At 36.5% G+C, this 13,165-nt stretch carries 11 protein-coding genes and 1 pseudogene; 3 read left to right on the top strand and 9 right to left on the bottom strand.

Going from position 1 to position 13,165, the window contains the following annotated elements:
• Positions 1-241: 241 nt before the first annotated feature.
• From QFZ73_RS15215 to QFZ73_RS15200, 4 genes are all read right to left on the bottom strand, one after another.
• The gene (locus QFZ73_RS15215; RefSeq protein WP_307267635.1) at positions 242-1,033 is read right to left on the bottom strand and encodes a phosphotransferase; all 792 of its coding nucleotides are present in this window, start codon (positions 1,031-1,033) and stop codon (positions 242-244) included.
• Between the two features lie 171 nt (positions 1,034-1,204).
• Positions 1,205-2,065: a transporter substrate-binding domain-containing protein gene (locus QFZ73_RS15210; protein WP_307267632.1), complete on the bottom strand. Its 861-nt coding sequence runs from the start codon at positions 2,063-2,065 to the stop codon at positions 1,205-1,207.
• Positions 2,066-2,526: 461 nt separating this feature from the next.
• Positions 2,527-3,420, bottom strand: a complete 894-nt coding sequence (locus QFZ73_RS15205; protein ID WP_251432347.1) for a DMT family transporter — start codon at positions 3,418-3,420, stop codon at positions 2,527-2,529.
• Between the two features lie 317 nt (positions 3,421-3,737).
• Positions 3,738-4,940 (bottom strand): aminotransferase-like domain-containing protein, encoded by a 1,203-nt coding sequence (locus QFZ73_RS15200; protein ID WP_307267629.1) that lies wholly within the window; start codon positions 4,938-4,940, stop codon positions 3,738-3,740.
• A gap of 530 nt (positions 4,941-5,470) precedes the next feature.
• Here QFZ73_RS15200 and pdxR point away from each other — a divergent pair.
• On the top strand, positions 5,471-6,949 hold the full coding sequence (pdxR, locus tag QFZ73_RS15195) for a MocR-like pyridoxine biosynthesis transcription factor PdxR (RefSeq protein WP_307267626.1): 1,479 nt from the start codon (positions 5,471-5,473) through the stop codon (positions 6,947-6,949).
• 265 nt (positions 6,950-7,214) lie between these two features.
• Here pdxR and QFZ73_RS15190 read toward each other — a convergent pair whose 3' ends face one another.
• The 4 genes from QFZ73_RS15190 to QFZ73_RS15175 form a co-directional block, all read right to left on the bottom strand.
• Positions 7,215-8,306, bottom strand: a complete 1,092-nt coding sequence (locus tag QFZ73_RS15190; protein WP_307267624.1) for a GerAB/ArcD/ProY family transporter — start codon at positions 8,304-8,306, stop codon at positions 7,215-7,217.
• 846 nt (positions 8,307-9,152) lie between these two features.
• Positions 9,153-9,419, bottom strand: a complete 267-nt coding sequence (locus tag QFZ73_RS15185; RefSeq protein WP_307267621.1) for a hypothetical protein — start codon at positions 9,417-9,419, stop codon at positions 9,153-9,155.
• A 143-nt stretch (positions 9,420-9,562) separates the two neighbouring features.
• On the bottom strand, positions 9,563-10,006 hold the full coding sequence (locus tag QFZ73_RS15180) for a cell wall hydrolase (protein WP_251432368.1): 444 nt from the start codon (positions 10,004-10,006) through the stop codon (positions 9,563-9,565).
• A 164-nt stretch (positions 10,007-10,170) separates the two neighbouring features.
• On the bottom strand, positions 10,171-10,749 hold the full coding sequence (locus QFZ73_RS15175; protein WP_307267618.1) for a LysE family translocator: 579 nt from the start codon (positions 10,747-10,749) through the stop codon (positions 10,171-10,173).
• A 132-nt stretch (positions 10,750-10,881) separates the two neighbouring features.
• On the opposite strand from QFZ73_RS15175, the gene QFZ73_RS15170 reads away from it, so the two are divergent.
• Entirely contained in the window at positions 10,882-11,793 is a 912-nt protein-coding gene (locus QFZ73_RS15170; RefSeq protein WP_307267616.1) for a LysR family transcriptional regulator, read from the top strand.
• 297 nt (positions 11,794-12,090) lie between these two features.
• Positions 12,091-12,270 (top strand): annotated as a pseudogene (locus tag QFZ73_RS15165) (LysR family transcriptional regulator); the annotation flags it as partial.
• Positions 12,271-12,936: 666 nt separating this feature from the next.
• Here QFZ73_RS15165 and QFZ73_RS15160 read toward each other — a convergent pair.
• A complete protein-coding gene (locus tag QFZ73_RS15160; protein ID WP_251432391.1) occupies positions 12,937-13,158 on the bottom strand; it encodes a GerAB/ArcD/ProY family transporter in 222 nt (73 codons plus the stop codon).
• Between the last annotated feature and the right edge of the window lie 7 nt (positions 13,159-13,165).

Genomic DNA, 13,165 nt, shown 5'->3' with positions numbered 1-13,165 from the left:
ACTCCGACGACCACGGTGTACCACCGACTAACGCTCCCTTTATGGGTAGCACTCATGGGAGATTAATCCTTTTTTGGTCGTCGCGCTAGCCTCTACTTAATATGCTATGATTGGAGGTTTTTGTTTAACGATCTACCAAACTCAATCAGATTACTCATACGGCTCAGCCTTTTTTTAAAAAGCGTTTTTACTGGATTTTGAGCTTTTTTAATTTTCATGGGAGTTCAAATGAAACCTACCCTTAAATCCACTCTTTTCCATGTTGTCGAATGAATTTAATATCGTTTTGATAATGTTCAAGATGCCCTTCATCTATCATCTTTTGAAAAGCAATGTCACCTTCACTGGCTTTTCTTGTAATTGTTTTACATAACCCTTCTAATCGCAGCAATACCATTTCCAAATAATCTTCTTCTATTCCCTCACCGTAAGATTCAAAAAACAATCTAACTCTTTGTTTTATACGGTTAGCTTGCTGTAATGAATCATAATAAACTTCCTCACCTGTTTCAGAAAGATAAAATCTACTTAAGGGGACGCAATTATAAAGAGTATAAGCTATGTCCCAAAGTCTTGGACCAGGTCCAGAAACATCAAAATCAATAATGCCTATAGGTCTTTCATGATTAAAAATAATGTTGTATATTGCAAAATCATTATGGCATATTACCTCAAATTGTTGAGGGGTGTTATCTATCGATTGCCAGCTATCATCAAATGAAAAATCACTTACAGCATCATGATAAAGCCGGAGCATTTTCGCTATTTCTATTAAGACATCATCGGACCACATGTATTCCTTTAAAGGATAATTACCAGCTTCTCCTTCAATAAATGATAATATCTCTCTTCCTTTTTCATCAATACCTAAAAACTTTGGTGCATAGCTGAAACCTTTGTTCTCCAAATGCTTTAATAGCTTATGAATTTTAGGACTATCTGGCTTTAATTCTCGTCGCACAGTATCTCCCGAACGATAAACTTTAGAAACATTCCCTCCTGTTAGCATTACTTCATTTTCATGGTTTGACATATATATATTCCTCCCTAATATAACTTTCCATAACCCGTAAAACAATTCCTGTTTGGTCAACTAGCCCGTTTGCTGCATAAGAAAAGGAGCTTCTGATCAGCTCCCGGTAATGAAAAAATGTTTCTCTACACGACAGTATTAAGGGTAGCTTTTGGGGAGCACCTCTACATTCTATTCCATCCACTTTTTGTAGAGGGCATCGAATTTTCCCTGGAGCTTCATTTCATCCATCCACATTTCCAAGTAGCTTGCATAAATGAAATCGCCTCTTGGGATCATATAACCTTTTTCACTGTTTGTGAAAGGCTTGTCAGTTAGAGCCGCATACAATCCGGGATCAGCTTTTGCATAAAGCATTGCTTCTACTGTGTCTGTGATCATGACATCATACGTATCTTCTGCAACAAGATGTGGGATATCAAGATTGTTTTCCACAACCGTTACGTTTGCATTGCTTAGATGCTGACGGACAAATTCTTCGTTTGTTCCGCCTGGATTTACGCCGATGCGTACAGAAGGCTTGTTGATATCTTCAATGGTAAGATACTTGTCTTTATCTTCCTTGCGAATCAAAGGCACCTTACCGAATGAAAGGTAACCTTGGGATACATATGCACTTTTTTGTCTGGCTGTGTTGCGAGTCACACCGCCAACAGCGATATCAAATTTGTCCGCTTTCAGGTCTTTCATCATCGTAGGCCATGTGGTAGCGACAAATTCCACCTCGACACCAAGGTCTTTGCCAAGCTCTTTGGCAGCGTCCACGTCAAAGCCTTCATACTCATTTGTTTCTGGGTTCAAATAGGTAAAAGGTTTGTAGTCCCCGGTCATTCCTACCCGAATGTATCCTCTTTCGATTATTTCATCAAGCTGAGAAGTCTCAACATTTTTCAAATGCCCTGGTGCATTTTCTGATGCGGGTTCAGCCGATACGTTTTGCGAGGCGATCAGGTCGTGACCGACATACCCTGTACCTAGCAAGGATAAGCTGATCACTCCAGCCATCAGTGTTTTTTTCCAATTGTTAAACATGTTATTTTACCTCCATTTTTCGCTATATTTTCAATTAATCTACCAATTATTAAAAATACAACAAAATAAATGAATCACCTTCAAAAAACATATATTTTTCAATATTTAGGTTAGATTAGCGTAACGGTTGCTATTAAAAGGACTGCACCTATTAACATATCTAAAATGTGTAATCCTAATTTAATTTCTTGTTGAACAGAAGCACCCGTTAATTCCATAAGCAAAAAAAAGCAAGCAATACGGCAGCTCTGGATCTTGAACTCGTTAGTTGAAGTACATTCCTTCACAATCATACAAATGCCGAAAAGCAAATGCTTATCGCACCTGTTAATTCATACAAACTGTACGTCAGTTTAATAAAAAAGCAGTTTAGTGGAAGTAGGGTGACTAATAAAACTTAGACTTTTCACTAGGAATATAGTAAAAAGCAGTGAGGGATTTCCCCTCACTGCCCCGTTTCTTTATTTTGTTAAAATCTTCGTGTGTCGTTTTCGAAAATTCATTGAATTATTTTCACTAATAAAAGTTGAACCTAAAAGGAGTGTGCCACCTATGATTTGAACAATTGTCATTTTTTCTTGTAAGATTACAGCGGAAATCAGTATAGCTACAAAAGGATCTACATAGCTTAGCATAGCAATACTTTGTCCCTTTAACTTTAGCATACCAGAAAAAAATAACCAAAAGCCAATACCAGTGTTAACAACGCCCAAGAGTATTATAAAAGGAATGGAAGTTCTTGATACTTCCAAGATACCAAATCCCTCGGTGAATAATACATAGGGAAAGAGAAGTAAAGCAGTTGTTCCAAGTTGAATGATTGTAATCTCTAACATGCCCATGTTTTGAATGAATTTATTTAATAACATTAAGGCTGCGTAAAATGCAGCCGCAACTAACCCGAAAAGGATTCCAAGTAGATCATCTTTACCAGAGGCGCTAATGCCGTTTCCAATAATCAATAACATACCTAATATCGCTACGCCAATACAAACAATTTTTTTAATTGGTAAATGTTCCTTAAGTACAAATGGCGAGAGAACCATGACAAACACTGGTGCAAAATAATACCCCAGTGTTGCATTAGCGAGCGTTGTATGATCGTAGGATTGATAAAGAAAAATCCAATTCCCCCCCAATGCAATCGCAGAAAGAAAAAGGGCAGAAGCATTAACTTTCACTAATTTCCATGGAATGGATTTCTTCATAATGAAAAATACAAACACTAAAAATAGACACCCAATTGAACTGCTTAGAAAAGCTGTTTCACTCGAAGATAGATCAATGTATTTTACAACTAAACCCATAGTACCGAAAATGATCATTGATAATATAAACTGAATTTTAGATTTCATCGTCTACTCCTTCGAATCTGCGAAACAGCTTATATATTTCGCAGATTCTTAATCTGTTTTATATATAAGCGTATATAAAGGAGTGAACGGTGGTGGTGATGTCGAAACGGGCTTTGTAATGTATGGATTTATAAATGATATTGGCATGATAAGCCTCCTGATTATTCAAATGTAAGATTTATTAATAATAATACAATTAATATCTTATTTTTTGAATTGGATATTTTTAAGAATGGTGCTTTCATTAAACATTTGGAAGGTATATATATTATTAAAGGTTGTGGTGTTTGATTTAATTATTTTTTGTTTCCTTTAGTTCACAAACATATTGTCTCTTTATTTAATTCACGATGTAATACATCACCCATACGCTTCATTCCTTCAATGATTTGGTCTTCAGGCATATTCGAGTAATTTAAACGTAAAGTATTCTTCTGGGTGCCATTTGGAAAGAATGGAACACCAGGAACACAAGCGACATTATTTTTTAAGCACTCTGTAAATATATGTTTGGAATCAACTCCCTCTGGGAGCTCAATCCAAATGAATAACCCACCTTCTGGCTTACTGTAAGACAAATTTTCGGGAAAGAATTCTTCCAGGCAGTTTAACATTTCTGTACATCTTGCTTTATATACTGCTTTGATTTTTTTAATATGCTCTTCCATATCGTAAAGTTCCATATACTTAGCTGTTATCCTTTGAGCAAAGCTGTCAGTATGTAAGTCAGCTGTTTGCTTAAAAGCAACGTACTTATCAATAAACGATTGATCTGCACAAATCCATCCGATTCGAAGGCCAGGAGTAAAAATCTTAGAGAAAGTGCTCATGTAAATTACTCTGTTCTCAGTGTCAAAATGTTTCACTGGCGGGATATCTTCTCCAGCAAACCTTATAGCTCCATATGGATTATCTTCTATAATCAGTACATCGTATTGATTCGCAAGTTCGATCATTCTTTTACGTCTTTGAAGATTTAATGTACGGCCTGTAGGGTTCTGGAAATCGGGAATAGTATAGATGAATTTTGCGCTAGGATGCTCTTGCAGTTTCCTCTCCAGCTCTTCCATTATCATCCCATCATTGTCCATAGCCACTTCCTCAAAGTTTGCATTGTATGATTTAAATGCATTAATTGCTGCAAGATAGGTCGGGCTTTCACAAATAATAGTATCTCCTTCGTTAATAAATAGTCTTCCAGTAAGATCTATTGCTTGCTGGGACCCTGAAGTGATAAGAATATTGTTACTAGTAGAGTCAATCCCAATGGCTTTTAACTTTTGACAAATAGAGTCTCTCAACGGACCATAGCCTTCAGTGGTACTGTATTGAAGAGAAGCCGCGCCCTCTTCATTCAATACAGCATTGCACGCAACTTTAAGGGCCTCTACAGGAAACAGCTCTGGAGCTGGAAGTCCTCCCGCAAAAGAAATGACTTCTGGTCTTTCTGTTACTTTTAATATCTCCCGGGTCTCAGAAGATGAAACTAGACAAGCTCTCTCAGCAAATTTATTTTCCATTTGTAAACATTCCTTCCTTGAAACTTCGATATTTTACCTTTCAGCTCCATTTTTATTTGAATATTCTGTTTTTTATATATACAGCTTATTCTCATGACTACTAATCAAAATAATAAACAGAGTAAGGGCAATGAAAAAACTAACATAACAGATGAATGGAAATTATTTCTAAGTTAATTTTCTAATTAAGTTCACTAGATTCATCATAATATAAACATAACTATAACAGTCAACTGACTTATATAACAGTGGAATGAAAAGAATAAACCAAACACACATTAATGTCCTAATATTAAATAACAAAAGGTGAATTTTAAAAGTTGCTGCGAGTAACTGGGCGTATTCTAGAAAAGATTTAAGGATGGATTGCATTTGTCCCATTTATCCTATTTTTGCTTATCCTCCTTTACACTCTCATCGTAAATTATCCCTTCTTCCAGTGTTATAATGTTTTATAATCAATTGCTATCTTATCCCCCAAAAATATATATCACTGAACAACCTTATATAACACTGAAAGGAGATGGAACATGCATATTGAAATTCATCGTAACGCTGAGGTTTCACTTTCAAAGCAAATATATCAATCAATTGTAGATCACATTCGTTCAGGACTCCTTCAAGAAGGAATGCAATTACCATCAGTACGTGAATTATCAAAACAGCTCGGAGTAAGTTTAGTTACAGTTGTAAAGGGCTACAACAAATTAGAAGAAGAAAACTTTACCATATCGATCCAAGGAAAGGGAACATTCGTAAATGCAGAAAAAAGAGATATGGTGGATACACGGCAAGAGGCTCTCTCTTTTAATTGGCAAGTATCTGTTCAGGATTATTTACCTAGATCTCAGTTTGCCCAGTTCCACCAAGTCCCCGAAGAACTTCACCTTTCATCCTCCATGATCGATCCAGGGCTTCTTCCTAATCGATATTTGGAGCAAGAGGTACACCAAATGCTTTCAGAAAACCCAAAGATTTTGTCTCAATACGGAAACATTCAAGGTGATGAACAACTTAGAAACGCAATGTACGAGTATTTAAAAAGGCTTGAAGTTCCTACTACACCAGACAATATTATAGTTACGAGTGGTTCACAACAAGGAATAGATCTTATCGCACGCACATTTGTTGGACCAGGTGATGTTGTGGTAATGGAAGCCCCTACTTATCCAGGAGCTATTGATGTTTTTAGAGGAAGAGGAGCTACAATACTTACCGTTCCTGTCGATGATGGTGGAATGCAAGTAGATATCCTTCAAAATTTATGTGACAAGCATAAACCAAAAATCATTTACACAATTCCTACCTTTCATAATCCAACAGGCGCAGTCATGACGTTAAAACGACGTAGACAGATGCTTGATATAGCCCAAAGTATCCAGTGCATTATTATTGAGGACGATCCATGCAGCGAAATTTACTTTGATAAAAAGCCACCGGCTTCCATTAAAAACATGGATCAGTACGGTCATGTCGTTTATTTAAAAAGCCTAACCAAGACTCTAGCTCCGGGTTGTAGAATTGGAATATTAGCTGCTTCTGGATCCATATTCAAACGTCTACTTGCAGCAAAAGCGAATACTGACTTAGGGAGTCCATTGCTTACCCAAAAGGCCATATTACCATTTATAAAATCTCAAAGAATGATTGATCATACTAAAAAATTAAGAACTGCTCTGAAGATAAGACGTGATTTAGTTCTTGAGTTGCTTTCTCAGCATGCACCTTCTGAAATATCGTGGGTAGTTCCTAGAGGAGGGTTAAACTTGTGGATCACGCTTCCATCATGGATGGATACTAACCAACTTCTATTAGAAGCAAAAAAACAGCAGCTTACATTCTTACCTGGGTCAGCCTGTTACCCTGTAGTACAAGGAAATCAACATTTACGAGTAAGTTACTCTTATATGAATGAACAGCTATTACGCCATGGGATTACAATATTATGTAACATTTTACAATCCGAAATTTCATCAAAAACAGTGTATAAAGGCTCACCAAGTTTTTGATGCATCACCATTACTTTAAGCAAGACTTGTTTATACGAATGAAACCTCATTGGATTGAAGAAATTTGCGACGCTCCTGCCGGATAACTGGCTAGCCGAGACCCCGCTAGACTCTTGCTTTGATGTGGCTTGGCAGACAGTCGGGGGAAAGGGAGCGGATTTCGGAAATCAACTGGAACGTTTTTCAAAAATAAAAAAACTGCAATCAAACTCTCTTTTCTTCGAGTTTGACTGAGTAGTATATTATTATATTAAATGATAATTTGTCATAAACGTTTCCTCCACTTTTTTATGCTTATTAAAGTCAAAAGAAGAGGCAAGTATAAAACAATGAAGCACACGCAGTATGGATTGATCATTTTATTTAATACAAATAAGGAATCGACATCGAAAAAGAATATATTGACGAGTAGTATGATTATGGACATTACCCATAAGGGATACTTTTGCTGGACGTTGAATAAGCGCTTGACACCCCTGCTGGCAGCCCACAAAGGAATGACCATATTGGGAATGATGACGATGGTCCACCAAGAAACAGTTATGTATTCGAACCGTTGAATAAAGGGCAATTCAATAATACTGGTCATTGTTAGTGTTGGCCATAGGGTAAGGGCCAACTGTTTCTGTGAATAAAAGACTATCGAAACAAAATAAAGTAATAAGGTCAATAACGTAGTGGCTATGACTCCTCCGTGAGCATACTTTTGAGATTTTTTTGCATTTTTGATGAACGGATAAAACATCAGTATCATTTCAAAACCAAGCATTGATAATGAAAAACTTCTAGTTCCTTTCATTATTTCTAATAAAGTATGATCGAAAATAGGAAGAACACCTGTGAAATCAGAGTATTTAAAACCATAAAAAGGTACAAATAAAAGCCAGTATGAAACGATTACAGTTAAAAAGGCAATACCTGTAATGGTTCTGAACCCCCCCGTATTTATATAATAAATCAGGATTAGGAAAACCAAAGCAAATGCCCAAGAAGGTACCTCGTCAAACATCCAAACATGAATGACATTTATATAACCGATTATGATCGTCATTCCAAGGGCGAAAAAGTACAGAATGAATAAGAGACTAAAGAAATTCCCAATCCATTTACCCCATGCATGGTTATTAACGTATATGAGATCACCAGGAACAATACTGAAAATCTTATATATAAGCCAAATTAATATATGAACAATCAGTCCGGCTAGGAGTATGGAGATCCAGCCATCCGTTCCCGTCGCCTTAGCTAAATCTCTTTGAAAATTTAACACGCCCAATCCAGTTTGCATGGCATGCACTAAAAATAATACATAGAATGGCGATACCTTATACTTTTCATTAACACCAGCTTGGTTCATACAGGACCCTCATTTTTATCACTCATATTTCCTATGATAATAATCTGGCTTTTACAAGGGTAATTTATTCAAAACGGATATAAACGTTAAGTACAGTTCGAATGAATTAACCTCCTCAATAAACTAATCACAATCTCACGACTGCTCTAGAATTCTTAGGATTTCAACAACAACAACTGAAAGGAATGTTACATTCCTAGATTGAATTCGGTATATATTTATAAAATCTTTAACCTTATCTTCTAAGATCTTAAAATCTTAGTATGCCTCCTCATTTTGAAGGTTCCAATCAGCACTGTTCCTGATTACAGGGAAGCACGACCACTGTAAGGATGTTTAAAAAATTGGCCCCTAGCACAATGATATAGGCAACGTATGTCTGTCTTTATTCCACCAAAGGAGGAGTATCCATTTGAAGGTCTCTTCAATATCATTCAAAGAACCCCCAGTTTATCATGACTTCCCTCCCCTCTATGAAGGTTTAGGGCTACCTGAGTTATCTTCATTCATTCAGCAACGATTTGATTTACATATACCTTGGGGAAAGTCGAAAGAATCTGGCTTGGTAGCATTCGCTTTTATAAACGGCAGGGGGATTTCGAAGTACATATACCTGATAAATTACCAGGAGTGGGACCAAAAAAGCTCCGGAAATTAAAAGGCTTGTTGCTGGAGGAAGCCAAAACAGCTTTCATCGAAAATATTGAATCGGAACCAGAAAAGCGGAAGGTGTACTAAGCCGAATTTCGTCGACCTCGGAAAGACGCTGAATAGGTGTGCTATTCCACAATTGAAATGAATAAAAGCGCTGTTCCTTGTTATAGGAAAGCGCCTGTTTGAGGAAAATCATTCTTGTCGTCTTGTCGATTTTGTTTTAAAAAAGGGTTCGTAATATAAATTTCCATAGGCATCCCTTATTTTAATAATCCGTTTTATTTCATTATCCAAATCATCATCAAGAAAAGACTTTTTATCTTCTTTAACTCCATACTTCTTTTCAAGAAATTGACCAATAATTGAATTGTTAATTCCTCTCCTTACCGCTGTTTCAATAACTATATAGAAAATGAATAACCCAATAATTAAATAAACAAAAAATATAATAGCCTTCACTAAAAATCCCCCAAACAACAATCGATTATTCCCTTTATTTTACCATGAATTCCACAATTCCTTGTTGAAGTGCCCGTTTGATGCATAAAAAAAAGGAGCTGCTGATACAGCTCCTTGAAATGAATTAATAGCCCCTAGACCGCCTAACCTCCTGTATAAACACTTGCACATGTTCCAGGTTTTGGTTCATAATAACAATGATTTTTATATTGACCAGCAAAAGGTTGATCGTACCATGTTGGAGGGCATGGAGCATATGGATTAAAATACCAAAGTGCATATTTCCCTGGATGTTGTCTCCAATAATTCAAATTCTGTTTTGCTAATCTTTTTTCAGCAGTTCTCGCTCTTTGATAAAATACATTACCTTTTTGAACAGCTTCAAAAGAATAATTTCCTCCTTGTACATGAAAAATGACTTGTGGAATTGTTCTTAAATCTTTAAAGTCTAAACAATTTGCTTTAAGACGATTAACAATTACATTTCCAACATACAACATTCCTTGTAGTCCTTCACCTTCGGCTTCAGCTCTCATCATCCTTGCCATTAAGTCAACATCTGAACTTCGGTAACTTACTCTTGCCATTTTTTCACCCCAAATATATCGTATGAAAAAAAGCCTGCATTAATGTCATTGTTTATAAAATAAGAAGTTTTTTAAAGCTTACAGTTAAGATAAGAACCTAATGAAAGGTCCGATCTTCAGCCAAACCTGTTAGCTCATGAGGTACTGTTGCTTCTTTTTGGTAATCATAGAAAAATTGTACCGGCAGAGTAAATCAATAACAAACACATAATTAACCGAAATGACTTGTCATGTTTAGCAAAAAAGTCTTTGAACAACGAGCCGAATCCTGACCACAAAAGCAATGCCATCCATCCCAGGAAAATGGTTAAGGCTAAATAGATAGCTACGAATTTAAGCGATTCATTAAACGGTAAAATGAACGCACTCAACACGGTTAAATAGAACAAAATGCTTTTGACATTGATAATTTGAAGAACGAAACCTGATAAAAAAGAAGACTGCACATCTCTGGATTCCTTCTTTGAACCTTTTGGAATGCTAATCTGCCAAGCTAAGTAAAGAAGATATGCTGCACCGGCTATTTTAAAATATGGCTCTACAATAGGAATCCAATTATAGAGGCTTGTTGTAAATACTCCGCTCATGATCCCGAGTACTGCAAATCCTGCCAAGATGCCGCTAGTGAACTTCCATGACCCAAAAAAACCAAACCTCCTTGCTTCATTCATCAATAAGATATTACTTGGACCAGGCGTAATCGATGTAATCATCACATACGAAAGAAACGCTATTATACTCATAATCTCACCTTCATTTACTATTTCCTAACGAACAGTCTTTATTGTAAGATGACTATAACTATAAATAAAATTGAAATTAAAAAATTCATTATCATTTTTTTCGATACATCATTCAAATTTAAGGAGAACGATATGGAAATTAGACACCTTAAAACGTTTCAGACTATTGTAGAAATAGGAAGTTATACTAGGGCTGCATCGAAGTTGGGTTATACTCAATCCACGATAACTTCACATATTCAGGCGCTTGAACATGAGATTGGCGGGGAACTTTTTACTTTTACAAATAGAAATTTGCAGCTTACTACTCTAGGCAGAGACTTAATACCGTTAGCGGAAGATTTACTTTCCACTCACGAACAGATTAGGAACTTGCGTTGCACCAACGAAGTTAAAGGTGTTTTAAAAGTGGCTGCACCGGAGTCTTTAACAATTTCCAGGTTAGGTCCAATCATAAGGGATTATTCCTTGAAATATCCTGATGTCAAAATCATATTAACCAATGGCCCATGTGGCCAAAACCAAGTCGACTTAATAAGTGGGCGGGTAGATGTCGCATTAATGGTCTATCCGGAAATAAAACCGGAAAAATGCATTCATTATTCTTTGATTGAGGAGAAGATCGTTCTTGTGAGCAGTCCTGACGGTCCTGATCATTTTGATGAATATAAAAATATCGGCACCAACACCAACCATTTTTTCATCACAAATGAAGAAGGCTGCAGTTATCGGACAATGTTTGAAAGATATCTATTAAAGCATGAAATGGATAACTTTCAAACCATGGAGTTATGGAGTATAGAAGCAATCAAAAAGATTGTCATGAGCGGACTTGGGTTTTCAGTTTTGCCTTTTATTACAGTGAAAGAAGAAGTAGAGAGCGGCAAGCTTAAAATCCTTAGTCATTCTGAAAAACTCAATCCCATTTATTCCCATATACTGATAAAAAAGAAAAAATGGCTGGCTCCAGCAGTAGAGGCTTTTGTTGAAGTTATATTAAACAGGTTTAATGACACTGAGAAAATGAGTGTCTTAATTGATTGAAATCATGGCATATATGCAAGTCAGAAAAGATTTATTGGCATTCAAGTTTGCCGGATGGAATCAAAGTGACTAACACCCTCCCTTTAAATAGACTGTAAAAAAGAACTTGATGTTCTTGATAGTCTACCTAAAGGGGATTTTTTATGGCCAAAAAAGGGCAAAACCCTCTCTTGAATTTTTCGAAATCAAAAAAAATAATACCTTTTAGGTATTGTTCTAATGCATATTAACAATTAGAAGTTATGGGTGAAGGGGCATATGATTAAAGAGAAATAAAAAAACAAGTGAGGTAATTCAATGGATTGGCATCAAATCAATTATTTTCAAAAAGTTGCAAGTGTTCAACATATTACTCGTGCAGCAGAACAATTATCCATTTCCCAGCCTGCGCTTAGTCGGTCGATTTCAAAGCTTGAAGACGAATTGGGTGTACAGCTTTTTGATAGAAAAGGCAGGAATATATATTTGAATCGATACAGAAATCCGCTCCCTTACCGCCGACTTTCTGCCAAGCCGCATCAAAGCAAGCGTCTGTGGGGTCTCGGCTAGCCAGTTATTCGGCAGGAGTGTCGCAAATTTCTTCCATCCATTAAGGATTACTGTAAAAAACCATGAAGGATAATCTAGTACAGTTGATTGGAACGGAAGGTGCGAGACTCCTGCGGGAAAAGCGCGTCGAGGGGAGACCCCGCAGGCGCAAGGCGCCGAGGAGGCTCCCGGACCGCCCGCGGAAAGCGAGTGCCTGGAGTGGAAATCGACGGTCGAGGTTTTATAAACCCTCATAAAAACTGAGACAAAATAAAAAATTGCACCTTAATGGAATAATACCTGAGCTTCTAATAGAATTTTACACAAGTTTCTTAACAAATAAGACCCGACCTTAGTTTGGTCCATCATTTTTCTGAACTTTGGAGATTATTAGTAAATATCATGGAAGCAGAAACCCGAATGTCATAGCATAAAACGGCCAGATGTCTGAAATAAATTCATTATAATGGACGATATTGGGTGACATAATCAGGCAATCAAAAGGATCCCAACCGGAAAAACCAGAGGACGATAATCTTGCAATTTTAAAGTTTGTGCCAGACCTAAAACGGTCACATAAAAAAACAAACTAAATCTAATAAAAATTGTGATGAATCATATTATGGCAAGTATTGCTTCCAGCCGCGTCATGAAATTAGCGATATTGATTTTCTTAGCCAACATATAGATCAGATAATTTTGTCTTGCTGTTAACTCTGGGCCAAGTACAAGAATGGCAAACATTGTTATAATGATCAAAACAATTCCAGCCAACAATTGACCGACAAAAAGGCTTTTGTTTCCGTTTTTCAAAGAACAATCCCAGTATTTTTTCAAAAAATAC

The sequence above is a fragment of the Peribacillus sp. V2I11 genome (assembly GCF_030817135.1).
GTDB classification, from domain to species: Bacteria; Bacillota; Bacilli; order Bacillales; family DSM-1321; genus Peribacillus; species Peribacillus simplex.
Note: the sequence above shows the minus strand (reverse complement) of the source record. Positions and strands in the feature narration are given on the sequence as shown.

What these genes read in the sequence shown, in the direction of transcription:
- QFZ73_RS15210 (WP_307267632.1), bottom strand. Translation starts at nt 2,065, where the DNA reads ATGTTTAACAATTGGAAAAAAACACTGATGGCTGGAGTGATCAGCTTA.
- QFZ73_RS15175 (WP_307267618.1), bottom strand. Translation starts at nt 10,749, where the DNA reads ATGAGTATAATAGCGTTTCTTTCGTATGTGATGATTACATCGATTACG.
- QFZ73_RS15205 (WP_251432347.1), bottom strand. Translation starts at nt 3,420, where the DNA reads ATGAAATCTAAAATTCAGTTTATATTATCAATGATCATTTTCGGTACT.
- QFZ73_RS15200 (WP_307267629.1), bottom strand. Translation starts at nt 4,940, where the DNA reads ATGGAAAATAAATTTGCTGAGAGAGCTTGTCTAGTTTCATCTTCTGAG.
- QFZ73_RS15190 (WP_307267624.1), bottom strand. Translation starts at nt 8,306, where the DNA reads ATGAACCAAGCTGGTGTTAATGAAAAGTATAAGGTATCGCCATTCTAT.
- QFZ73_RS15180 (WP_251432368.1), bottom strand. Translation starts at nt 10,006, where the DNA reads ATGGCAAGAGTAAGTTACCGAAGTTCAGATGTTGACTTAATGGCAAGG.
- QFZ73_RS15170 (WP_307267616.1), top strand. Translation starts at nt 10,882, where the DNA reads ATGGAAATTAGACACCTTAAAACGTTTCAGACTATTGTAGAAATAGGA.
- QFZ73_RS15215 (WP_307267635.1), bottom strand. Translation starts at nt 1,033, where the DNA reads ATGTCAAACCATGAAAATGAAGTAATGCTAACAGGAGGGAATGTTTCT.
- pdxR (WP_307267626.1), top strand. Translation starts at nt 5,471, where the DNA reads ATGCATATTGAAATTCATCGTAACGCTGAGGTTTCACTTTCAAAGCAA.